19 protein-coding genes and 1 other RNA gene are annotated in these 22,864 nt (G+C 52.2%); 7 read left to right on the plus strand and 13 right to left on the minus strand.

Annotated features, from left to right (window positions below; genetic code table 11):
- Window positions 1-125 precede the first annotated feature (125 nt).
- The 4 genes from FCN78_RS01985 to arcA all read right to left on the minus strand — a co-directional run bounded on the left by FCN78_RS01985 (window position 126) and on the right by arcA (window position 5,277).
- On the minus strand, window positions 126-485 hold the full coding sequence (locus FCN78_RS01985; protein WP_077659049.1) for a hypothetical protein: 360 nt from the start codon (window positions 483-485) through the stop codon (window positions 126-128).
- Window positions 486-487: 2 nt separating this feature from the next.
- Window positions 488-1,762, minus strand: a complete 1,275-nt coding sequence (locus FCN78_RS01990) for a hypothetical protein (protein WP_201258651.1) — start codon at window positions 1,760-1,762, stop codon at window positions 488-490.
- A gap of 768 nt (window positions 1,763-2,530) precedes the next feature.
- Entirely contained in the window at window positions 2,531-3,679 is a 1,149-nt protein-coding gene (locus tag FCN78_RS01995; protein ID WP_077649247.1) for a DUF3103 family protein, read from the minus strand.
- Window positions 3,680-4,056: 377 nt separating this feature from the next.
- Window positions 4,057-5,277 carry an arginine deiminase gene (gene arcA, locus FCN78_RS02000; protein ID WP_077659050.1) on the minus strand — a complete coding sequence of 407 codons (1,221 nt, stop codon included), beginning with the start codon at window positions 5,275-5,277 and terminating at the stop codon, window positions 4,057-4,059.
- A 327-nt stretch (window positions 5,278-5,604) separates the two neighbouring features.
- Here arcA and rraB point away from each other — a divergent pair, with 327 nt between their 5' ends.
- The gene (gene rraB / locus FCN78_RS02005; protein ID WP_077659051.1) at window positions 5,605-5,985 is read left to right on the plus strand and encodes a ribonuclease E inhibitor RraB; all 381 of its coding nucleotides are present in this window, start codon (window positions 5,605-5,607) and stop codon (window positions 5,983-5,985) included.
- A gap of 52 nt (window positions 5,986-6,037) precedes the next feature.
- On the opposite strand, the gene FCN78_RS02010 is transcribed toward rraB, so the two are convergent.
- The 4 genes from FCN78_RS02010 to pepA form a co-directional block, all read right to left on the minus strand.
- A complete protein-coding gene (locus FCN78_RS02010) occupies window positions 6,038-6,421 on the minus strand; it encodes a DUF2061 domain-containing protein (RefSeq protein WP_077456443.1) in 384 nt (127 codons plus the stop codon).
- Between the two features lie 229 nt (window positions 6,422-6,650).
- A complete protein-coding gene (locus FCN78_RS02015) occupies window positions 6,651-9,509 on the minus strand; it encodes a valine--tRNA ligase (protein WP_077659052.1) in 2,859 nt (952 codons plus the stop codon).
- An 18-nt stretch (window positions 9,510-9,527) separates the two neighbouring features.
- A complete protein-coding gene (locus tag FCN78_RS02020) occupies window positions 9,528-10,058 on the minus strand; it encodes a DNA polymerase III subunit chi (protein ID WP_077649244.1) in 531 nt (176 codons plus the stop codon).
- 147 nt (window positions 10,059-10,205) lie between these two features.
- On the minus strand, window positions 10,206-11,717 hold the full coding sequence (gene pepA / locus FCN78_RS02025; RefSeq protein WP_077520909.1) for a leucyl aminopeptidase: 1,512 nt from the start codon (window positions 11,715-11,717) through the stop codon (window positions 10,206-10,208).
- 191 nt (window positions 11,718-11,908) lie between these two features.
- Between pepA and lptF the strand changes: the two genes are divergently transcribed.
- Together lptF and lptG are read left to right on the plus strand one after the other, a co-directional pair.
- The gene (gene lptF / locus FCN78_RS02030) at window positions 11,909-13,009 is read left to right on the plus strand and encodes an LPS export ABC transporter permease LptF (protein WP_069363338.1); all 1,101 of its coding nucleotides are present in this window, start codon (window positions 11,909-11,911) and stop codon (window positions 13,007-13,009) included.
- A complete protein-coding gene (gene lptG, locus FCN78_RS02035; RefSeq protein ID WP_069363339.1) occupies window positions 13,009-14,082 on the plus strand; it encodes an LPS export ABC transporter permease LptG in 1,074 nt (357 codons plus the stop codon). The genes lptF and lptG overlap by 1 nt, the downstream gene beginning before the upstream one ends.
- A 106-nt stretch (window positions 14,083-14,188) precedes the next feature.
- Here lptG and FCN78_RS02040 read toward each other — a convergent pair whose 3' ends face one another.
- The 5 genes from FCN78_RS02040 to FCN78_RS02060 all read right to left on the minus strand — a co-directional run bounded on the left by FCN78_RS02040 (window position 14,189) and on the right by FCN78_RS02060 (window position 19,830).
- The gene (locus FCN78_RS02040; RefSeq protein WP_077659053.1) at window positions 14,189-16,141 is read right to left on the minus strand and encodes a TonB-dependent receptor domain-containing protein; all 1,953 of its coding nucleotides are present in this window, start codon (window positions 16,139-16,141) and stop codon (window positions 14,189-14,191) included.
- A 330-nt stretch (window positions 16,142-16,471) separates the two neighbouring features.
- Window positions 16,472-17,020 (minus strand): BON domain-containing protein, encoded by a 549-nt coding sequence (locus tag FCN78_RS02045; protein WP_077520903.1) that lies wholly within the window; start codon window positions 17,018-17,020, stop codon window positions 16,472-16,474.
- A gap of 3 nt (window positions 17,021-17,023) precedes the next feature.
- Window positions 17,024-17,614 carry a phosphoheptose isomerase gene (locus tag FCN78_RS02050; protein WP_046073955.1) on the minus strand — a complete coding sequence of 197 codons (591 nt, stop codon included), beginning with the start codon at window positions 17,612-17,614 and terminating at the stop codon, window positions 17,024-17,026.
- 3 nt (window positions 17,615-17,617) lie between these two features.
- Window positions 17,618-17,983 (minus strand): YraN family protein, encoded by a 366-nt coding sequence (locus FCN78_RS02055; protein ID WP_077649241.1) that lies wholly within the window; start codon window positions 17,981-17,983, stop codon window positions 17,618-17,620.
- On the minus strand, window positions 17,980-19,830 hold the full coding sequence (locus tag FCN78_RS02060; RefSeq protein WP_158014691.1) for a penicillin-binding protein activator: 1,851 nt from the start codon (window positions 19,828-19,830) through the stop codon (window positions 17,980-17,982). The genes FCN78_RS02055 and FCN78_RS02060 overlap by 4 nt, the downstream gene beginning before the upstream one ends.
- Window positions 19,831-19,891: 61 nt before the next feature.
- Between FCN78_RS02060 and rsmI the strand changes: the two genes are divergently transcribed.
- From rsmI to rsmH, 4 genes are all read left to right on the plus strand, one after another.
- Window positions 19,892-20,749: a 16S rRNA (cytidine(1402)-2'-O)-methyltransferase gene (rsmI, locus tag FCN78_RS02065; protein ID WP_077484222.1), complete on the plus strand. Its 858-nt coding sequence runs from the start codon at window positions 19,892-19,894 to the stop codon at window positions 20,747-20,749.
- A 54-nt stretch (window positions 20,750-20,803) separates the two neighbouring features.
- An RNA gene (rnpB, locus tag FCN78_RS02070) (RNase P RNA component class A) lies at window positions 20,804-21,184 on the plus strand.
- A gap of 252 nt (window positions 21,185-21,436) precedes the next feature.
- Entirely contained in the window at window positions 21,437-21,895 is a 459-nt protein-coding gene (gene mraZ / locus FCN78_RS02075; RefSeq protein ID WP_069363346.1) for a division/cell wall cluster transcriptional repressor MraZ, read from the plus strand.
- Window positions 21,896-21,911: 16 nt separating this feature from the next.
- Window positions 21,912-22,862, plus strand: a complete 951-nt coding sequence (gene rsmH / locus FCN78_RS02080) for a 16S rRNA (cytosine(1402)-N(4))-methyltransferase RsmH (protein ID WP_077659054.1) — start codon at window positions 21,912-21,914, stop codon at window positions 22,860-22,862.
- Window positions 22,863-22,864: the final 2 nt, after the last annotated feature.

The raw sequence follows: 22,864 nt of genomic DNA on the forward strand, positions 1-22,864 counted from the left end.
AATCCATCACCAGCAGCCTTACCAGCCGCACCGCCAGCGACACCACCAATAGCACCACCGGCAACCGCGCCACCCATTGCAGCGACCGCCAGAACCGGAGCCGATGCGGTTACGCCAACAATAATTTAAGTCAAATACTTACCAATCACCATTAACACAAAAGATAAAATGTAACTCCACATACCTAGCGCATTAACCCACATAAAGACTTTAAATTTTTTAGAATCTGTTTGTTCGCGATGTCGAATAAAAGGATAAGCAATGCAGTAATTGATAAAACGACTTCCGATATCCCAAGGCATTTGGTACTTTGGACGCATATAGCCGTAATTGTCGTAATACTTATTCAAATCTTTAGCTAGCTGCTTATCTATGAAAATAATGTGTTTAAAGCTCCCTAGATAAACAACAGAAATCATTATTACACCAGGGATAGACCAAATGATGGCATAGTAAAAGAAAAAAAATGCTACATCCTTAATCATAATTAAGAACCCCAAGCATACATTTCATCTACAAACCATTTACTAGCAGTTGCTCCAGCGACACCACCAATAGCACCACCGGCAACTGCGCCACCCATTGCAGCGACCGCCAGAACAGGAGCCGATGCGGTCACACCAATCACTAGCGCAACACCAGAAACGGCAGCGACAGCAAGCCCAACGCCAGCATTGCCACCTTGAATACCACCGACGACACCGCCAATAAACCCGCCGATTTCACGGGTTGTTGTCTGACCACAATCTCCCGCTCCATCGACCTTGCACGCCTCATGGATATTATCCACACCACTGGCAGCACCGAGCACTAGCCCGACATACCCCAAACCTCTAGCAGCGGAAATTCCTATCGCTATATTGCCAATACGCTTGCCCAACTCTTTCACAAAGCCTGTTTTTAATATTTCATCCGCATTGTGAATGACGGACTTCGTGGAGAGTTTGAGATTACGCTTGATTTGCGTGTAAACAGGGAGTTTAACGTTACGCTTGGAGAGCATTGCAAAAGAGCCATCAAGCTTTTTAAATAACGCCGCACGGTCAGCAACAAATGCGCCGTAACTCATGCCTCCAGTACGGCTCGCCATCGCGACTTGAGAAGCATAAAGCGTATTAATCTCTAACAGGACATTTTGAATGTTCTTTAAGTATTGGTGGACAAGCGAAGATGTTGCCCCAACGCCCGTCGCCACTTGAGCGTAATAATCCGTTGGCAATCCATCATTACGAACTCTTTCATCCAATTGATGAGAAAAAAGCTCAAAGTGACGGTTAAGGGTAGCCACTTCCTCATCCGAAAGTTTGCCTAATTCCGCACTGGCTATCTTGGCTTCTTCTATCCACTTATCGAGCAATTCCTGCTCGTGTTTTTTGTCTGGTTTCGTGGTGGGCAGTAAAACAATCTCACCCTGACGCACAGGCTCATTGAGGTGTGCATTACACTGCTTGATGGTTTGCTTTTGCTCAGCGGTGGTTTCAGAGGTAAACAGACTGTCCCACAAGGCAGATTGTGATTGAGTCACCGGTGATTGCATCCAACCTAATTCAAAGCTGACTTTCTTTTGAAGCTGTTGCCATTCCTTTTCTCGTTCTTGAATCCGCTCTCTACGCTGTCTTTCCACTTTTTCTCTGGGGGATTCTTCGGTGGCGACGGGCGCCTCTACCTCGTTTTTTACTGGCATCAGCGAGCCGGTGGGCGCAAAATTTCTAGCCGTCGCGCTTTCTACTGCCGCCTTTGACGCGGCCACTTGCCTCGCCATCTCACAACTCGTACAACGACATACTGACGGGTTGGGATGCATCAAAGGACACCGATGAGGCTTAGAAGGGTCAAAGATATCGGGTAAGCTCATATCACTCTCCACGCAGTTGAAATGAGTATGCGCATCGTATCATTACAGAGACGATAAATTGGTGCGTAATATTTTGGATATATGTTAAATGGTCAACATCCCTATCAAAAACGCCTCTTAGAAGCGCCACAATATCGCCCTCTACTTGCCCAAACTCATACGCCATAAGTTCGGGCAGTCGAATTACTTTGTAACCCACTACATTGCCCGCCAGTCAATAATCATGGCGATGCATTTTACTCAGTAAGCTAGATTTTTGGATACTTTTTTTGTTATCGCTAGGTTAACTCTGACCAAACCGTGAAGTGGCTCCAATAGATTTATTGAGCGGGCCTTTAATAATCTGCCAAAGCTACGGCGCATACACATGTAAACTACTTATAATGATGCTCTGTATCGCAACAAATGTGGATAGGCGCAAACTGTAGTGGCCAACTAAGATTGGTCACGGTGTTAGAGCGTGTGAGGACAGGGATCCGTTCAGCAGAATTTGGGCAACCAAACTCGACAAATTCGGCTTGAAGATTTTGTAACGATTTCAGTTCATGGTTCAAGTCTCGTATGCATTCCCACGCAGGAGCGTGGGAACGAGTAATAGAGATCCAGGGCAGTAAAGTCACAGTGAAAAAACGCAGCCCCACGGCTGCGTTTTGGCTTTCTATCTCCAGTCCACCATTACTTTGTCGGTTCGATGGTCAGTGGCTCCCAGGTGGCGATGGTGTTGCCGCCGGCGCTGGGGTGGTCGCGGTATTCGCGGCCTTTGAGTAGGGTGTAGTAGACATCGACAAAGTCATCATCGTTGGTCAGCCAGCCGTCAGGGATGGCTTCGATGATCTTACCGGTGATTTTGGTGATCACACCGTAAGCTTGCACTTCAAGGTCCGGGATCGCGGCAATGATGTCGCTCGCTACCTCGTTAAGCTTTAAGGCCAATTCTTTGTAGTTGGTGCCGTCGTCTTGCTCCATCAAGATCACGTCCGCCGCGCCCCAGCGATAACGCTCCCAGTGGATCATCACCTGGTTGGGGTGATAGGTAGTTTGGTCATAATCCAAATAAGGCATATCGACAATATCGAGCGTCGGTTCGTCGCGGCTGGGGTTCACGCCAGTCACAATCGCGTACACTTCTGCCGCACCGGATATCCACGGTTCTTGATCGTCTTCCAGGCGAATGGTTTTTAGCACCGTGGTATCAATCGGCTCCGCGGGCTCTTGTGCCATCATGCGCGCACTTCGGCGCATCCGTGGGGCAGGGTTCTGCTCGGCCAAGGTGCGACGCATCACTTCCAGACCGGCTTTAAGAGACGCTTTACCATTGGTATCCACCACCAATACCGGGCGGTCTGGCATTTGATAGACGTCTAGCCAATGGGTGTTGCCTTCGATATCAAATGCTTCGATTTGGGTCCAGGTCTTTTCATCGCCTGCCGGTTCAAAAGCAAACAAAGGCGCTTGGCCGGCCTGCCAGCGCGCCAGCATACTGGGGTCGGCTAAGCGTACTTCGAGCAGTTGGTCGGCGACGTCTTCGACGCCTTGCGCTTCACGCAACGCACGGTCAGCGCTGTGTAGCTGAGTATCCAGGCTGCGTTTGCTGCGTGAGCTGCGCGCTTCAGGCTTTGTCAGTGCCGACAAGGGGGCATTTAAGCCATAACTATTAATGTTGCGCTGTAGCGTTGGGGCGATTTGCGCATAGTCTCGGCTAAGCTGTTTGGCGGTGTCGCGCTTGACTGTGACCACTCGGTTGTCTGCATTGCCGGCAAAAGCGGGGGTAAAAGTGTGGGTAAAGCCGACTAATAGCAGCGAAATCAGTATTTTCTTATTCATCGCATGTCCTCTTGTGTACTGCAACTGACGTTAGCGGACTAACGTTTGTATAGTGCGATGTCTCTGTCCTAACACGCTATGTGTAAAGCGCCGAGGTGAGAGTACCGTTCACAAAAAACGTGTCACCTTTTGGCGACGTTAATTATTTCTAGTGCTAGAGTAAATGCTCACTCATCAAAAAGTATGATAGTAGAATGAGGCCTCTTTACCGATTCTTCGGCCGAGCTTTAATAACATCCTGATAATGATGGAGAAGTGATGATGCGGCTTAAAGTTCGGTTGGCGGGCGTGAATGTGGGAGTTTGCCAGTAAACATAACAGTGGACGGTAAAATAAAGCCGCTGGCGAGGCAGCGGCTAACGTTAAACCGGAGAGCCTTAGATACCGTCGCGCTCGAGCGGACAGCTCATACAGCGCGCGCCACCACGGCCTCGTCCTAGCTGGTCGCCGGGGACGGACAGCACCTTGATACCGGCTTTGTCGTATTTCTCGTTGGTGTAGGTGTTGCCTTCATAACCAATCACCACCCCAGGTTTGACCGTGAGCACGTTGTTGGCATCGTTCCATTGTTCACGCTCGGCGGCATAGCTGTCGCCGCCGGTAGTAATGATGTTTAACGGCCCGACGTCGAGTGCTTTTTCAATCGCGGTGAGGTAGCAAGACTGCGCGTCTACGTTAAGGCCGTCTTCGCCTTTGCGGGTCAGGCGCCAGCATGGCAAGTCGGGGCGCATCACGGTGGGGTAAACCGAGAAGGTGTGCACGTCCATGTGGGTCATCACGGTATCTAGGTGCATGCACGAGCGGTTTTTCGGCAGTTGCACTGCAATCACTTCTTTGGCTTGGCCACTAAACAGCAGGCTACGTGCCAGTTGCTCAACTCCTTGTGGGGTGGTGCGCTCGGACATGCCAATTAACACCGCACCACGGCCAATGACTAGCACATCGCCGCCTTCAATCATGGCGTTGTCGTAGTCACGCACTTCATCACCGAGGTAATTAATAAACGCGCTGCCCGCAAATTCAGGGTGCCATCGGTAAATCGCGCGCAGATGGTTGGTTTCACGTTGGCGCGCCGGTTTCGCCATGGGGTTGAGTGATACGCCACCATACACCCAGCACGAGGTGTCGCGAGTAAATAGATGGTTAGGCAGCGGCTCAATCACAAAGTCGGTTTTATCGTGCATGGCCTGCATCATTGAGGATGATTGCACGGGCAAGTCGATATAGCTTAAGCCACCGAGCAGAATGTCAGCCAGGGTGTTGTGGTCAATGTCTGCCAAGTAGGCGCGTACATCACTGGCGAATTGATAACCGAGGCGGTAGTGGTTGAGCTGGGTGTCGAGCAGCCACTGTTTGGCCTCCGGCACGGCCAGGGTTTCGACCAGTAAATCGTGAAGTAGGTAAACGTGTACGCCTTGGTCGGTAAGGGTGCGGGCAAACATGTCATGCTCTTCTCCGGCTCGTTCCACCGCCAATACATCATCAAACAACAGTTCATGACAGTTAGATGGCGTCAGGTGGTTCAACGCTCGTTCAGGGCGGTGAAGCAGTACACGCTTCAGTTGCCCAACTTCAGATCCAACGTAAAACTCACTCATGGTAGGTCCTCTTTTTCCTTAATACGGGCCAGGTAATGAGACAAACAGCGTGTTGCACACACGGGCGGTGTGCTCACCGGTTAGGTGGGAATGCAGGCCGTTTGCACAGGGTGGGCGTGTCTCATCTCCTCCTTGGATGCTCGAATAATGACAACCTTCTCGGGGGAGGTCAATGTTACAAATCACTAACAATCTCGCCGGACTAGCAAGGTCACAGAAAATTCATTAACTTGGCGGTTTTCTCATCAATGACACTATGATGGAACGTGGCATTTTTTGCCAAACCGTGCCATATTGCGCCCGTATTCATTTTCTGGAGTCGCGTCTATGTCACAGGCTGAACTTATCGAACAACAACACCAAGAAACGCGGATGATCATCGAGGAGCTTCTTGCCGATGGCAGTGATCCTGATGCGCTATATACCATTGAGCATCACCTGTGTGCTGATACCTTTGAAGCGCTGGAAGATGCGGCGGTAGAAGCTTTTAAAATGGGCTTTGATGTGGCCGAAGCTGAAGAGCTTGAGCTGGAAGAGGGCGGCACTATCGTCTGCTTTGACGCGGTGATGGAAACGGCCTTGAATGCTGAGCGCATTGATGAGCAAGTTGAAAAGCTGGTGGCATTAGCCGATAAGCACAACATTGATTACGACGGCTGGGGCACTTACTTCGAGTCAAGTGAAGAGGAAGGTCCTGAGGGCGAGTAACGCGCGACCCGATTAAACGACTGAGTATAAAGCCACGAAAACGTGGCTTTTTTTAATGATGATGCCCCAAGTGGGGCGGTGCGGGTTTTACAGCATGGCGACGCTGCCACACCTTTTCATGGAAGAAGTACGCCAAGGTATTGATGCTTGGCTCAACCAGCGCCAGTGCGCCACCGACTAACCAATCGCCACTGATTAAATAGCCTACCAAAAACGCGACGTTAAAGTGCACGACCGCAAAGCTGGCGGTTTTCACCGCGGGACGTGCGCGGCGGCTAAGCTGCCAGAGTTTTTCATGAAGATAAAACGCCCCGGTATTGACGGTGGGTTCGGTCATCGCAATCAGGCTGCCAATGATGATATCGCCGGTCAGCACATAGGCGACGGTAAAGGCGATAGAAAAGTGGATAGCCGCAAAACTGAGTGTCTTCTTCATGGTGAAGCTCCTTATTGGCAACACGCGTTTAATCAATACTGACAGTATGCACAGAGACTGCCGGTAAATAAAAATGGTTCTCACTATCTTTTACATAGAGCAGAGCTATCAAAGGCGATCAGTGATGGGTATAACACTCGTTGAGAAACTGACCAAGCTAATTTTGTGCTGGAGGCATAAAAAAAGCCACACCGAGCGGTGTGGCTTGATAGGCTGAGTGAGCGGAGGGTTATAGCGCCGCGATCGTCGCTTTTTGCTCACCAAGCTTGGTGAGGCTCTCACGGTAACCATCGAGCTTTTCACGCTCTTTCGCCACCACGGCTTCAGGTGCTTTGGCGACAAAGCTTTCGTTACCGAGCTTGCCTTCAACACGCTTGATTTCACCTTCGACGCGAGCGATTTCTTTATCCAGACGTGCCAACTCGGCGTCTTTATCAATCAAGCCCGCCATCGGGATCAAGATCTCCGAGCTGCCGACCAACGCAGAGGCACAAGCAGGCAAGGTTTCGCTACCGTCAAGCACGGTGAAACTGCCGAGTTTCGCCAGCGCATTCAAGGTGGTGCGGTTGCGGGTGGCACGTTCAGCATCACGGCTATCTGCGGCTTTTAACATCACTTCAAGCGGCTGGCTTGGGGCAATGTCGTATTCTGCGCGCAGGTTACGGATGCTGACGATAAACTGCTTCACCCACTCAATGTCTTCGGAGGCTTGCGCGTTAACACGGCTGGCATCAAATTGCGGCAACGGCTGGTTCATAATGGTATCGCCGTCGACACCGTCAACCAATGGTTTGACGCTCTGCCAAATCGCTTCCGTGATGTAGGGGATCACAGGGTGCGCGAGACGCAAGGTTTTTTCCAAGACGGTGATCAGGGTGTAACGGGTCGCACGTTGCTGTGCGTCGTCACCTTTCCACAGTACAGGCTTGGTCAGCTCCAAGTACCAGTCACAGAACTGGTGCCAGATAAACTCATACAACACGCCCGCCGCCATATCGAGGCGATAGTTGTCGAGATGGGTATTGAAGTCTTTCGCCGCTTGCTGGAACTGAGACTCGATCCACTGATCGGCCAGTGAGAATTGCATCTCGCCGCCGCTCATGCCGCAATCTTGCTCTTCGGTGTTCATCAGCACATAACGGCTGGCGTTCCATAGCTTGTTACAGAAGTTGCGATACCCTTCAAGGCGCTTCATGTCCCAGTTGATGTCACGGCCGGTTGAGGCCAGTGCCGCGAGGGTAAAGCGAAGTGCGTCGGTGCCGTGGGCCTCGATACCATTCTCGAAGGTTTTACGGGTCGCCTTTTCAATCTTTTCTGCTAGCTTTGGCTGCATCATGTTGCCGGTGCGTTTGGCAACCAAATCATCAACACTGATGCCGTCAATCATATCGAGCGGGTCGAGCACGTTACCCTTGGATTTTGACATCTTGGCGCCACTTTCATCGCGGATAAGACCAGTCATGTAAATGGTCTTAAACGGCACTTGTGGCTTGCCGTTTTCATCTTTGATGAAGTGCATGGTCATCATGATCATGCGTGCCACCCAGAAGAAGATGATGTCAAAACCTGACACCAACACATCGGTGGGGTGGAAGGTTTTCAGTGCATCGGTGTTTTCTGGCCAACCTAGGGTGCCGAAGGTCCATAGTGCGGATGAGAACCAAGTATCCAACACGTCTTCGTCTTGGCGCAGTGCCACATCGTCGCCAATCTGGTTATCGCGACGTACTTCGTCTTCGTCACGGCCCACATAGACATTGCCTTGATCGTCGTACCAGGCAGGAATGCGGTGGCCCCACCAAAGCTGGCGTGAAATACACCAATCTTGCACATCACGCATCCACGCGAAGTACATGTTCTCGTACTGCTTAGGGACAAATTGAATATCGCCGTCTTCGACAGCTTTTACCGCCGGCTCGGCCAGCGGCGCGGTGCGCACATACCACTGGTCGGTCAGCATTGGCTCAATCACCACGCCGCCGCGATCGCCATACGGCACGGTCAGATCGTGATCTTTAATTTCATCCAATAGGCCAAGCGCATCAAATTCGGCGACGATCGCTTTACGCGCGGCAAAACGCTCCAGGCCTTGGTAGTTTTCTGGCAGGGTGCTATCGAAGGCATCGCTTGGCTGACCTTTATGATCAAACACTTCTGCCTGATCGCGAATGTCGGCGTTCAAGGTCAGGATGTTGATCATCGGTAGCTGGTGGCGCTGGCCGACTTCGTAGTCGTTAAAGTCGTGCGCGGGGGTGATTTTCACACAGCCGGTGCCTTTTTCCATATCGGCGTGCTCATCGCCCACAATTGGAATGCGACGATTCACCACAGGCAGCATCACGTGCTTGCCAATCAGGTCTTTATAGCGCGGGTCTTCTGGGTTGACCGCAACACCGGTATCGCCCAGCATGGTTTCTGGACGGGTGGTCGCCACCACGATGTAGCCTTTGCCTTCAGCGGTTTGAGCGCCATCGGCGAGTGGATAACGGAAGTGCCACATATGGCCTTTCTTGTCCTTGTTTTCCACTTCCAAGTCGGAAATCGCCGTATGCAGCTTAGGATCCCAGTTCACCAAGCGTTTACCGCGGTAAATCAAGTCTTCTTGGTGCAGGCGAACAAACACTTCTTTCACCGCATTAGAAAAGCCTTCATCCATGGTGAAGCGTTCGCGATCCCAGTCGACAGAGGCCCCTAAGCGGCGCAACTGTTGGGTAATGGTGCCACCGGATTCGCCTTTCCATTGCCAAATTTTGTCAACAAAGGCCTCACGACCGTAATCGTGTTTGGTTTTGCCTTCTTCGGCGGCGATCTTGCGCTCCACGACCATCTGCGTCGCGATACCGGCGTGGTCCGTTCCCACTTGCCATAGGGTATTGTTGCCCTTCATCCGTGCGGCACGCGTCAGGGTATCCATAATGGTATCCTGGAACGCGTGGCCCATATGTAGGCTACCGGTCACGTTAGGGGGAGGGATCATGATGCTGAACGCATCTTTGCTGGTATCACCATGAGGTCGGAAATAGCCCGCCTCTTCCCAGCGCTGATACAGCGCTTTTTCGATTGATTGTGGATTATATGTCTTTTCCATAGCGCTCTTGAAAGATCGTCAAGGTTTGGGCGATTGGTCGATGGCCAGGGTATGAAGTTGCAGGCCTGCCAGTCGGTATGCTTTATATCGGTGACGCGCGTGCTGTTTGAGCGTCTCATCGCAAGGGACGAAGTCTACCACTTGTGCAAACGAAGGCGCAAAATTTGATGGCTCTGTCGCCAAATTGATTAGCACACTGCGATGACCCGTATGACGTACGCCAGGCCAGCCGATTTCCACCGGTGCGCCGCCTCGCGGCCCTTCACCGACCAAGTTATGGGGCAAAAATACATCTGGGTCACGTTGCCACAGCAGATCATCGAGTTGATGCGCTTGGGCTTGGTCGTGCGCGGCCAGGTAAATGCGTTGCCCTTGTTGATAGTAGTAAAAAGCCAGTTCGATAGCGGTTGCTACTATGATTTGTGTGTCACGCGTTTGCGTGTCACTGTCTTTGTTTTCACGCGCTTGCTGTTCGGGTGTTAGCCCCGGGCGTTCGGTATCGTCGGCTGGATTAGGCGGCGATAGCAAATAAAAGGTGGCGGTGGGCATATACGCTCCTAAATATGAGAAACGGCCTCCGTCCCAAAAGCAGGGTGTCCGGGTCGCGCGAGCCCAACAACATAGTCGATTGCGCGCGCAGACACCAGTATTGAATAAAGCCTGAACAAAAAAGGAGGCCGATTGGCCTCCTTCTCCTTACTCTTCCACTTCCAGGCCAGAGCGATTCAGTAAGAATTGAACCAACAACGGCACCGGGCGACCGGTCGAGCCTTTTTCTTTTCCGCCACTTCTCCAAGCGGTTCCGGCGATATCCAGGTGCGCCCAGTTGTATTTCTTGGCAAAGCGCGACAAGAAACACCCGGCGGTGATGGTGCCACCACCTTTACCGCCAATGTTGGCCATATCGGCAAACGGGCTGTCGAGCTGCTCTTGGAACTCGTCAGTCATTGGCAGACGCCACGCACGGTCACCGGCTTGCTCTGAAGCATTGATGATATCGTGCGCCAGTGGGTTTTGGTTGGCAATCAAGGCACTAATGTGATGGCTCAAGGCCATGATGCACGCCCCGGTTAAGGTGGCGACATCAATCACACATTCTGGCTCATAACGCTCAACATAGGTGAGGGCGTCACACAGTACTAAGCGGCCTTCGGCGTCGGTGTTGAGCACTTCCACGGTTTGACCTGACATGGTGGTGAGGATGTCACCCGGACGATACGCTTGACCGTCTGGCATATTTTCACAGCCAGCCAGCACCCCGATAACGTTAATTGGTAAGTTGAGCTCGGCCAGCGCGCGCATCACTCCAAAGACCGAGGCAGCGCCACCCATGTCGTACTTCATTTCGTCCATGTTGGCGCCAGGCTTGATAGAAATGCCGCCCGAGTCAAAGGTTAGGCCTTTACCCACCAATACAATCGGTTTGGCGTCTGGGTCTGGGTTGTTCTTGTACTCCATGATTGACATCATCGACTCATTTTTTGAGCCTCGGCCAACCGCCAAGTAAGAATGCATGCCCAGCTTTTCCATTTCTTGCTCGCCGATGATACGGGTTGTGACCGTTTCATAGTCGTCGGCAAGGCGACGCGCTTGCGAGGCAAGGTACGCCGGGTTGGCCACGTTCGGTGGCATGTTACCCAAGTCTTTACAGGCGTTAACACCTGAGGCAACCGCCAAGCCGTGCGCGATAGCGCGCTCACCCAGGTTCAGTTCACGACGTGTTGGCACGTTGAACACCATTTTGCGCAGTGGGCGGCGAATTTCTGGCTTAACGCTTTTGAATTGGTTAAAGGTGTACAGGCTATCTTTGGTGCTCTCAACCGCTTGGCGGACTTTCCAGTAGGTGTCGCGCCCTTTAACGTGCAGTTCGGTTAAGAAGCAGACCGCTTCCATCGACCCGGTTTCGTTCAGGGTGTTGATGGTTTTTTTAATGATTTCTTTATACTGACGCTCGCCCAGCTCACGTTCTTTACCGCAGCCGACCAACAGTACGCGCTCTGATAGGACATTCGGGACATGGTGCAGCAGGAGCACCTGGCCGGGTTTACCTTCCAGATCACCGCGGCGCAACAAGGCGCTGATGTAACCATCGCTGATTTTATCAAGCTGCTCGGCCACAGGGGAGAGGCGGCGAGGCTCAAACACACCGACGACAATACAGGCACTGCGTTGCTTTTCGGGGCTACCGCTCTTTACACTGAACTCCATTTGTACTCCTAGATCCTAAAGACAATTGAGACCAAATGTTGGATAATGCCGCCTCTATGTTGTTGAACGCTCTTCATGCGCCCGGATCAGCCGGCGGTCAACAAATGGCCGAAAGATTAGAAAACAACTAATTAAACCAGAAACTATAGTTATTTGAGTAAAAAAACAAGTTTTCCATAGGTGCCTTCGCTTTGATAATTGTTCGATATTTGATCCGGGAGACGGTTAAGACACAAGTTGCAGTCTTATTTGTGTTATTTCTGGTCTTTTTCAGCCAAAAGTTCATCCGTGTGCTGGCCAATGCCACGGAGGGATCGATCCCGAGTGATCAAATTATTACCTTAGTGGGTTTATACATGCCGTCGATGGCGATGTTGATGTTGCCCCTCAGTTTGTATATCGGGATCTTGATCACTTTTGGCCGCTTATATGCCGAGAGTGAGATCACCGTGATGAACGCCACCGGGATCGGCAATGAATTTCTGATCCGCGCGGCGCTTTATTTGGCGATCATTACCGGCTCGGTGGCCGCTTTCAATGCACTCTGGCTAACACCGTGGGCCAATAACCAAGAGTTAGAAGTCATGGAGCAGCTGGAAGCCAAATCAGGGCTGGAGCTGCTGGTGCAAGGCCAATTTCAAAGCGCCCCTTCCGGTGAGGCGGTCATTTTTGTCGATAATATTGAAGATGATGGCCAAACCCTCAATCAGGTATTTGTTGCCCAGCCAGTGCCGCGTGACTCCTTGTTGCCCAATGTGGTGGTGGCGGATAAAGGCTATGTCTCAGAGTTAACCGATGGCCGCCAAGTACTAGACTTGGTCGATGGCACTCGCACAGAGGGGCTGCCGACCCAGCTTAATTATGGCGTGACCACCTACGAGAACTATCAGGTGTTGATTGGTCAACGCGAAGTGCGCGAGAAAAGCCGCGATTGGGATGCGGTGCCAACGCTGCAATTGTTTGGCGAGTCGAGCTTGAAAGCGCGCGCCGAACTGCAGTGGCGTATCTCCTTGGTATTGTGTATTCCTTTGATGACCATGATTGTGGTGCCATTGTCGGCGGTGAATCCACGCCAAGGGCGGTTTGCTAAGCTATTCCCCGCTATTTTGATTTATCTAGCGTACTTTTTGTCAATCAGTGCCGCCAAATCCGCGGTTGAAGATGGCGATCTCCCCGCTCAAATTGGGCTTTGGAGTGTCAATATCGCTGCCTTGTTATTGGCTGTGGTGCTTGCCGGTTGGGATTCGCTACCGGTGCGAAAACTCAAAGCTAGCTTAAAAGGATCTGCCTGATGTTTCGCATTCTTGATTGGTATATCGGTCGCACGCTGATTGGCACCTCGTCTTTGTGCTTAGCGACCTTGGTGGGGTTGTCAGCGATCATCAAATTTGTGGAGCAGCTGCGCTCGGTGGGTGATGGCACCTACACCATGGGTAAAGCCATTTTATACGTGGTATTGAGTGTCCCCCGTGACATTGAAATGTTTTTCCCAATGGCGGTATTGCTGGGTGCCTTGATTGGTTTAGGGATGCTGGCATCCAGCTCCGAGCTGGTGGTGATGCAGGCGGCGGGCATTTCTAAGCTGCAAATCGGTATGTCGGTGCTCAAAACCGCGATTCCCTTGATGCTCATCGTGATGGTGCTGGGTCAATGGGGCGCGCCTGATGCGCAAAAAGCGGCGCGTGAGTTGCGTGCTATTGCTAAATCAGGCGGCAATGTGATGTCGGTGAGGCGCGGCGTATGGGCGAAAGACGGCAATGACTTTATCTATATTGCTCGCGCCGATGAGCAAGACAACCTGACTGGGGTGAGTATCTGGAAGTTTGACGATCAGCAAAACATGACCAATGTGGTGTTTGCCGAAAGCGCTGACTACCTCAATCAAGACAGTTGGATGCTCAAAGACGTCACCATTACCCGGATGCAAAAGCGCGAAGCGATTTCGAATGTGACGCAAGATCAATTGGTATGGAAAACCACCCTCACGCCCGACAAACTGGCGGTCGTAACGGTGAAACCCGAGGAGTTATCTTTATCGGGCTTGTACAGTTACGTCACCTATCTGAAAGCCTCGCAGCAGGATGCCTCTCGCTATGAGCTTGCGTTATGGCGTAAAGCGGTCCAGCCCTTGTCGATTGCGGTCATGATGTTGCTGGCGCTCAGTTTTGTGTTTGGCCCACTGCGGAGCGTCACCATGGGAGCGCGCGTATTGTCGGGGGTGATCTTTGGCTTTGGCTTTTACATTGCCAATGAAGTCTTTGGGCCAATGAGCTTAGTATACAAATTACCACCAGCGGTTGGTGCCATTACCCCAAGTGTGATTTTCTTAGTGATCACCTTGCTGCTGCTCCGGCGTAAGTTGTAACTCGTTAGGTGCAAACTGTCGCTTGAATAGCGAGTGCTAGAAAAGGATCAAAAAAGGGCCGACATGCTGTCGGCCCTTTGTGTATCACGGATTGGAGAGTCAATGCTTAGAAACGATAGCTCATGCCTAAACGTAGGTCACGCCCTGGCTCAGGCATGCTGCTGCCGCTGCTTAAGGTGAACGAGCTGTGCTCGCTGTATTCCTTGTCGAGTAGGTTGTTGACCGCTAATGAAACCGTCAGCCCTTGGTAGGCCGCTGGCTGCCACTGCGCGCGTACATCATGCACTACATAGCCAGGCTTCTCGTGATCGCCGTCTTGCACATCGGTCAAGCGCTCAACGCCTGTCAGGGTATAACCTAAGCTGACGTCCGTATCGACCAGCTGATATTGCGTATCCCACACCCAAGTATCACCGACTGACGCGCCGATTGCCATTTCGTCGCCTAGAGGATCGCCGTTTTCATCTTCCATGTCGACATGGCTATAGCTAAGCTGCGTATCGAACTGATTGATCGCCCAACCCAGGCGCGCCTCGATGCCTTGGCTAGTGACCTCATCCTCGAGGTTGTAAAGGTAGTGCGGGTCACTGCGGCGATCATACGCCTGGAAGTTTTCTATTCGGGTATTAAAACCGGTGACCGCTAGATTCAGGGTGTCTTGCTTGGTCAACATGCCATAGCCTTGCCACTCAACACCGATTTCTGCTTGTTTAGCCTGTTCGGGTTTTAAGCCTTTTTCTACCTCAACGTCACCGCCAATCAACAATACTTCCCGCGTTTTGGCACCGCGCACGGCTTCGCCGTAGCCGGCATGCAGGCGCAGATTGTCAGTGGCTTGATAGCTCAGCTGCAAGTTAGGAGATATCTCACTGCCATCGACTTCGCCGGCTTGGCCATAGTCGGTGTGGTAATCATCAAAGCGTGCGCCCCATGCAATGCCAAGATCACCGACTGTCATTCTATCTTGTAAAAACAGGCCGATATTACGTGCTTTATCTTGGTTGTTGGCACCGCTGGCTTCATCGTAATCGATATTTTCGGTTTTTTGCTCGAACATATCGATGCCCGTGGTGAGCGCATGTTGCACCACGCCAGTCTCAAAGCGCATCTGGTTACGAATATCGCCGCCGATATTCCGGGCACGGCTAAAGGTTTCGCTTTCAATCCGATCCAGATCTAAGGTGTTTTGGTATAGTTTGGTGGTCAATTCAATCCAGTCGGAATCCGGCGCCCAGCGGTGTTGGAACGATAAGGTTTCGCGCTCGGTTTCTTGATAGCTGCGTGACTGACGGCTGAAGTAGGGCATATGAGCACGGACAAAGTAATCGCCCTGATCGGTACGACGCTCGGCACTGACACGGACATCGTGATCGCCGTGATTGAGCAGTGACAACTTCAGCAGATAACTACGTTGTTGGCTCGCTGTGGCTGGCTGCAGATCTCCGCCGCCGTGACGATAGTCATCACTATTGCGGCCTTTCATGTAGGCAAGAATCCCCAAGGATTCACCTAAGCGGCCATAGACGGCAGAGCTGCCAGAGGTGGCATTGGCTGCGCTTTCAAGGCCGCCTGCGAGGCGGGCCCCGATGGTTTGGCCGGGACGTAGCATGTCTTGTGCGTCTTTGGTTTCAAAGCGCACACTGCCGCCCAGCGCACCAGGCCCGCTGTCGGCACTGGCGGGGCCTGACTCGACCCCGACTCGCTTGAGAAGCTCGGGTTCAATATTTAAACGGCCTTGGTGGTGGAATAGGTAACCCCCTTGTGCGGCACCGTCGACGGTGATGTTGAGATTAGTATCTTCCACCCCGCGCAGATAGACTTTCTGTCCGGCACCGACGCCACCACCGACATTGATGCTGGCGTTGTCTCGGAACATGTCTTCCAGATCTTGCGCCTGACGGGCTTCAAGCTCCTCAGCGCTGACCGCCATATTGCCTTGCAGGCTATCGGCGGTGACGGTCACCGTTTCGACAGGTTGTGTCTCTTGGGCATGTGCGGGGAGGCTAAGGGTGCCCGCGGTGACGAGCGCGAGGGTAAGCGGATTTAAACGTAAATGCATGTCATACTCCTATGCAAATAGTTATCATTTGTTTGTGGTGAGACTATATCAGGCACAAATAGTATTCACTAATAAAAAAACTAATAAAAACCATTATCATGAGTGTTTTTTTCTATTTTGTATGTGATCAAGAGATAGATGTTGCGATTATGTTTTTTCGTGAAGATCAAAAAGAAAGAAAAGGGTAAAGAGAAAGCAATGCGATTGCCAAAGACAAGATAAAGTGTGGGGAAACGCGGATGGTGAAGCAGACGAATACGTACCGACGTCAAAAAGCCGACCACAGAGGTCGGCTTATAGGTGAGTCGCTTGTCGTGAGCGTTAGGTGTGTCACTGTGATGAGTTGTCGTCACCTACATACTGGAAGGCTTTGATTACGCGCTCGACACCACGGACATTGCGGGCGATATCTACCGCTTTGTCTGCCTGCGCTTGGGTGACGGCACCCATTAAAAACACTTCTCTGGCTTCAGTGATCACCTTGATGTTGACCGAACGCAATTGATCGTCAGCTACAAAAGCGGCTTTGACGCGGGTTGTGAGCCAGCCATCGGTGCTGATATCGGCAAGGCCAATCATCGGCGCGTCGCGCACTTCGTTATAGACGACGTCGACATTGTCCAATGCGCGAATGCGCTCAACCAATTGCTCGGTCAGGGCCGGGTCGGTGCTTTGCCCCACTAACAGTGCTTGCCCTTGAAAAGCGGCCGCTTTCGCACGAATTTTGTTTCTAAACGGCGGTTTATTAACAATCCCAGCGGTGTTTAGGCCAATTTGTGTGTCTTGCCACTCCTCGCCGGTGGTGCGTGGGTCGGAGGAGTACACGGTAGAGCATGCTTGCAAGGCAAGCGCAAACATCAAGGTGATTATCAGGCGCATAGTTTATTCTCCGTGAGAAGGGAAGAGCACCTGATCAATAAGGTCGCACAAGCAGTGTACGGTGAGTAAGTGCCCTTCTTGGATCCGTGCGGTACGTTGTGATGGAATGCGGATCTCGACATCACGCTGCCCGAGCAACCCGGCCATTTCGCCACCGTCTTTGCCGGTCATCGCAATAATGGTCATATCACGGGTCACCGCCGCTTCCATGGCTTTGATGATGTCTTTGCTGTTACCACTGGTGGAAATCGCCAGCAAGATATCGCCAGCTTGCCCCAAGGCACGTACTTGCTTAGAAAACACTTCATCATGGCTATAGTCATTGGCCACCGCCGTTAAGGTGGTGGTGTCTGTGGTCAGTGCTAACGCTGGCAGGCTGGGGCGCTCGGTTTCAAAGCGATTAAGCAAGCAAGACGCGAAATGCTGGGCATTGGCGGCTGAGCCACCGTTACCACAACACAGGATTTTATTGCCATTAAGCAGGCTTTGTACCATCACCTGAGCCGATTGTGACAGGTACTCAGGAATTGCCTCAGCGGCAGCTATCTGGGTTTGAATACTTTCGGTAAAGCTCTCTTTGATGCTCTCTAGCATGACTTACCCTTGAACAATGTTTTTAATCCAGTTGACCGCCTCAACACTGCCATCAAAGGTGACGGCGTCAAAGCGAAATTCTGTTTGTGTACTTTTTACCCCGTGGCACTGCATCCAGCGTTCTGCCGCGAGAATTAAACGCTTTTGCTTAGCGGCGGTAATACTGGCCGCTGCGCCGCCAAATCCGCGCCCTTGGCGAAAACGGACTTCGACGAACACCAAGCAGGTGCCGTCTTGCATCACCAGGTCGATTTCCCCGCGGCGACTGTGCGCGTTTTTATCTAAAACGCGGAGCCCGTGTCGCACGAGGTACTGGCAAGCGTGTGCCTCGTAAGCTTGTCCTTTCGCTCTAGGCTGAGGACGTATCACTGCGCATCCTGCTTGGTTTGAGTGGTAATCGGCTCGATGTCTGTTTTGCCAAATCGCGCCCAGTCCAGCTGCCGATGAATAACACAGTGTTCCGCCAGTGATAATTGGCCTGTTTGGCCACTCAATTGGTAGCCAGGTTGTGCCTGCATTTGCGGTAACCCTTTCAGCAGGCCGTATGCATCCATTCCAAGCGCGTGTAAACGCGTGGTGTTATTGCTCGGCGATGGATGGCGCTGCTGGTATTGTTGATACGCTGCGCTTTGGGGGCTAATCAGCAGCGGAATATCACTAAACTCGATGCCCTGCAGCTCGGCTAATTGCCCCATGCCGTCTGCGCGATTGTTACTGCGTGAGCTGGCGTACAGCTTGGGTGGCTGCACATCCGGATTAATGGCCACTTCGATAAAGGGTTTGAGCAAGGTCAGCTCGGCGGCACCGGCGACCATATAAACCGCATCAATATCCCGACGGCTACGCGCTTGTGATTGCAACGGCAAGTCGGTGAGTTGCTTCATTTGAGCGATTCGGCGTTGGCTGGCGTCCAAGCCGAAAATATCACGGATGCGCGCTTGCATTTTATCGCGATCACCCAGCGGTGCTTGTTCTACCTCGGTGTCGGTCAGTGATTGCCAACGCGTAGAAAAGGCGTCGCGCATTCGCTGTCCAAAGGCAGAGTCAGGATAGAGCACCAACGGGAATTGGTACCCTTGTTGGTGCAAGCGATCGGCCGCTTGCGCTGCCTCTTGTTCAGGCGACAAGGTAAAATAGCATACGCCTTGCTGGTAGTGATCATCCGTGGGTTCATTCAGTGCCAACAAAGGCACTTGTCCGGCAATGGCGTTGCTGACGGCGGCTACCTTGTGTTTTTGCAAAGGCCCGACGACAAAATCGACGCCGTCATCAGTGATCCGCCGGGTGAGCGTGTTAACGTCTAACGCGTTGGTGTCATAAAAACGGACTTCAGGGCGTTGTTCGCTATCAGCATCCAGCATGGCCTCGACAAAACCATCGCGAATCGCATCCCCTTGCTCGGAGAATTTGTCAGTCAATGGCAACATCACGCCAACACGGGTCGGTTGGGTGATAGTCAACGCTTGAATGTCGGCTAAGTTATCTGGGAGATACTGGTTGGCGGGATGCGCGGGGTGCGACGCTAAATAGGCATCCAACTGGCTTTGCATCTCAGCAACATCGCCGGTGTAACGACGGGCAATATCAAGTAACGCAATCCAGCCGGCGAGAATGTCATCATCGCTGTTTTGTAGCTGTTTGATTTCATTTTGGCTCAGTAACTGTAAATCTTGCCACAAGGTATTCCATGCCTGCTGCGCGTCATCGGCGTTGGCATAATTTGCTAATTGGTATTGGTTTTTCACCGCACCGAGCGCATTGTCTTGCTGGCGGGCAATCTTGGCCTTTTGCTGGTAAAAACGCACATACTGGCTGTCTGTAAGCTGCCAGCTGGGAGAAAGCGCCAGTACCTGATCGGCTTGGGTGAGTTGGCCGGTTTGTGCGAAAAGCCGCGCACGTGCCAAGGTCCACTCAATACGTTGCTCGGTGTTGAGTTGGCGCTCTGACAAGCGCTGCAATAGCACGTCGGCTTGGTTTAGCTGTTGCTCGTTGATGAGTGCTTTGATCGCCAGTAGATACCAGTCGTTTTGCTTCTCACCTTGGCTGGTTTCTGCTTGCAACAGGTAAAATGTCGAATTCTCCGTTGCCGGCTGACTGATGACATCACGCGCCGTTGGCGTAGACGTCGGTGCACTACATGCAGCCAGCGCTAACGCTAGGGCTACAGGGGTGATAAGTCGTGTTACACTTTGACGCTTCTGGGTAAGTTTAACCATGAACATGTTTCAACCGTGACAACGTTGCCCCTATCTTAATCGCCGAAGGGTTGTTAAACAAATGACTGATGCAAATCTATCCGACCATGCTCATCCCACGCTGTATATTGTGCCAACACCGATAGGCAACTTGGCGGATATTACCCAGCGTGCACTCGATGTGTTAGCCAGCGTGGATCTGGTTGCTGCCGAAGACACGCGTCACACCGCACGATTGCTCTCGCATTTTTCTATCAATGCGAAGACCTTTGCCTTACATGAGCATAACGAGCAGCAAAAAGCGGCGGCATTATTAGCGCGCTTGCAACAAGGCCAGTCAGTTGCATTAGTCTCGGACGCGGGAACGCCGTTGATTAGCGACCCTGGCTACCATCTGGTCACGCAATGCCGTGAAGCGGGTGTGCGCGTGGTGCCTCTGCCAGGCGCTTGCGCGGTGGTGACCGCATTAAGTGCTTCTGGTTTGCCTTCAGACCGCTTTAGTTTTGAAGGGTTCCTACCGCCTAAGACAAAAGCACGTCAGGATACGTTCCGCACCTTGGCTGATGATCCTCGCACCTTGATTTTCTATGAATCGCCGCACCGGATTCGCGACAGTTTAGCGGATATGCGTGAAGTGTTGGGTGAGGATCGGCGCGTGGTATTGGCGCGTGAGCTGACCAAAACCTTTGAAACCATTCATGGGGCACCGTTAGGCGAACTGATTGCGTGGTTAAATGAAGATGCCAACCGGCTACGCGGTGAAATGGTGCTATTGGTAGCGGGTTATCGTGCCGATAAAAGCGCGTTGCCGTCGGCGGCGTGTCATGCCCTCGGTTTATTGGCCGCTGAGCTACCCCTGAAAAAGGCAGCGGCATTAGTCGCGGAATTGTATTCGGTTAAAAAGAACGCACTCTATAAGTGGGGCTTGGAGAATCTGTAGCTAAGCGTGATTTACACTGGCTTGCGTGGTGATTCTTCTATATACTCCCCCGCTCGAGTTGGCCGGGTAACCGCTGCTTTATTGATGTCCCACGGGAGACTGATGAAGGGGAGGAAAGTCCGGGCTCCTCAGGGCAGGGTGCCAGGTAACGCCTGGGAGGCGCGAGCCTACGACCAGTGCAGCAGAGAGTAGACCGCCGATGGCTCTTCGGAGCACAGGTAAGGGTGAAAGGGTGCGGTAAGAGCGCACCGCGCGGCTGGCAACAGTGCGTGGCACGGTAAACTCCACCCGGAGCAAGACCAAATAGGTCCCTATTGGCGCGGCCCGCGTTTGGGGACGGGTAGGTTGCTGGAGCCTGTGAGCGATTGCAGGCCTAGACGAATGGTTACCGCCGTTTTTACGGTACAGAACCCGGCTTACAGGCCAACTCACCTCATTATCGGGCGAGCCTTTTGGGCTCGCCCTCTCTTTTTCAGCGTTTGAATCAGACGATTTGGTTATAACCTGATGTGATCGGTTGGCTTAGCGACTGATTAACCCGCTGAAATATCTTGTTTAATCTCCCTAAGTGTGATCTTTGTCACTGTCATGGCTTGCTTGACTTTCTTTTTACCTGCTACGTACACTTCTGGGTGGGAAAATGTGGTGTAAAGTGGATAATCTTGGTGAAAAAGGGAAAATAGCGCCATGCTACGCGGCGTCAGTGCCATATCGGTCGACAAGAAAGGGCGACTCGCCCTACCCACTCGCTATCGCGATGGCTTAATTACCCATTGTGACGGCCAATTTGTGTGCACGATCGATCACCAGCTCCCTTGTTTGGCCTTGTATCCTGTGCCTGAGTGGGAAGTGATTGAAGACAAGCTTGCACAGCTATCGAGCTTTCAGCCGGCAGAGCGGCGTTTACAGCGCTTGTTACTCGGTCATGCATTTGATTGTGAGATGGATGGCCAAGGCCGGCTATTGTTGTCCGCGGCGCTGCGCCAGTATGCCGGGCTTGAGGGCAAAGCGATGCTGGTGGGCCAACTCAACAAGTTTGAGATTTGGGATGAGCAAACATGGCAGGCACAAATTCGCCAGGATATGGACACACAGGCGGAATCAACCCCGATGATCAGTGAGCGGTTAGCTGACCTCTCTCTGTAAATAATGAAGTGAACTTATGTCAGAACAGTATACCCATGTTTCCGTCCTATTGAACGAATCGGTAGACGGCCTCGCGATAAAGCCAGACGGCATTTATGTCGATGGTACCTTTGGTCGCGGCGGTCACTCTCGCCATATCTTATCGCAGCTGGGTGAAAACGGGCGTTTGTACGCCATTGATCGCGACCCTCGCGCGATTGAAGAAGCCAGCACCATTGACGATCCTCGCTTTCAAATTATTCATGGTCCTTTTTCTGCCATCGAGGCCTATCTGCGTGACCGGGGCTTGAGTGAAAAAGTCGATGGCATCTTGCTCGATCTGGGCGTGTCGTCTCCGCAGCTGGACGATCCTAGCCGTGGATTCAGCTTTATGCATGACGGCCCTTTAGATATGCGCATGGATCCCAGTAGCGGCCAGTCAGCAGCGCAGTGGTTAGCAACCGCTAGCCCAGACGACATTGCGTGGGTGTTAAAAGTGTTTGGTGAAGAGCGTTTTGCTCGCCGGATTGCCAACGCGATTGTGCGTCATCGTGAGGACGAAGAAGCGACACCGCTTACTACCACTAACCAGCTGGCGAAGCTGATTGATCATGCGGTGCCGTTTAGAGAAAAGAAAAAGCACCCGGCAACGCGCAGTTTTCAAGCGATCCGCATTTATATCAACAGTGAATTGGATGAGATTGAGCAAGCACTGCAAGGGGCGCTGGCAAGCCTCGCCCCCGGTGGCCGTTTGTCTGTGATCAGCTTTCACTCGTTAGAAGATCGCATGGTGAAGCGCTTTATTCGCAAACAAAGTAAAGGCCCAGACGTGCCCAAAGGCGTGCCTTTGACTGAAGCGCAGATCGCGGAGCTTGGCTCGGCGGCGATGAAGCCCATTGGTAAGGCAATTAAACCGTCAGCTGATGAGGTGGCGCAAAACGCACGTGCGCGTAGTTCGGTATTACGCATCGCGGAGAAACTAGGGTAAAT

Source organism: Salinivibrio kushneri, from assembly GCF_005280275.1.
GTDB classification, from domain to species: Bacteria; Pseudomonadota; Gammaproteobacteria; order Enterobacterales; family Vibrionaceae; genus Salinivibrio; species Salinivibrio kushneri.

Bases quoted from the DNA above. Each gene is read 5' to 3' on its own strand.
- FCN78_RS01995 (WP_077649247.1), bottom strand. From the start codon at position 3,679: ATGAATAAGAAAATACTGATTTCGCTGCTATTAGTCGGCTTTACCCAC.
- FCN78_RS02010 (WP_077456443.1), bottom strand. From the start codon at position 6,421: ATGAAGAAGACACTCAGTTTTGCGGCTATCCACTTTTCTATCGCCTTT.
- arcA (WP_077659050.1), bottom strand. From the start codon at position 5,277: ATGAGTGAGTTTTACGTTGGATCTGAAGTTGGGCAACTGAAGCGTGTA.
- rraB (WP_077659051.1), top strand. From the start codon at position 5,605: ATGTCACAGGCTGAACTTATCGAACAACAACACCAAGAAACGCGGATG.
- FCN78_RS02050 (WP_046073955.1), bottom strand. From the start codon at position 17,614: ATGCTAGAGAGCATCAAAGAGAGCTTTACCGAAAGTATTCAAACCCAG.
- mraZ (WP_069363346.1), top strand. From the start codon at position 21,437: ATGCTACGCGGCGTCAGTGCCATATCGGTCGACAAGAAAGGGCGACTC.
- FCN78_RS01990 (WP_201258651.1), bottom strand. From the start codon at position 1,762: ATGGCGAGGCAAGTGGCCGCGTCAAAGGCGGCAGTAGAAAGCGCGACG.
- FCN78_RS02020 (WP_077649244.1), bottom strand. From the start codon at position 10,058: ATGCCCACCGCCACCTTTTATTTGCTATCGCCGCCTAATCCAGCCGAC.
- pepA (WP_077520909.1), bottom strand. From the start codon at position 11,717: ATGGAGTTCAGTGTAAAGAGCGGTAGCCCCGAAAAGCAACGCAGTGCC.
- rsmI (WP_077484222.1), top strand. From the start codon at position 19,892: ATGACTGATGCAAATCTATCCGACCATGCTCATCCCACGCTGTATATT.
- FCN78_RS02060 (WP_158014691.1), bottom strand. From the start codon at position 19,830: ATGGTTAAACTTACCCAGAAGCGTCAAAGTGTAACACGACTTATCACC.
- FCN78_RS02040 (WP_077659053.1), bottom strand. From the start codon at position 16,141: ATGCATTTACGTTTAAATCCGCTTACCCTCGCGCTCGTCACCGCGGGC.
- FCN78_RS02015 (WP_077659052.1), bottom strand. From the start codon at position 9,509: ATGGAAAAGACATATAATCCACAATCAATCGAAAAAGCGCTGTATCAG.
- lptG (WP_069363339.1), top strand. From the start codon at position 13,009: ATGTTTCGCATTCTTGATTGGTATATCGGTCGCACGCTGATTGGCACC.
- FCN78_RS01985 (WP_077659049.1), bottom strand. From the start codon at position 485: ATGATTAAGGATGTAGCATTTTTTTTCTTTTACTATGCCATCATTTGG.
- FCN78_RS02045 (WP_077520903.1), bottom strand. From the start codon at position 17,020: ATGCGCCTGATAATCACCTTGATGTTTGCGCTTGCCTTGCAAGCATGC.
- rsmH (WP_077659054.1), top strand. From the start codon at position 21,912: ATGTCAGAACAGTATACCCATGTTTCCGTCCTATTGAACGAATCGGTA.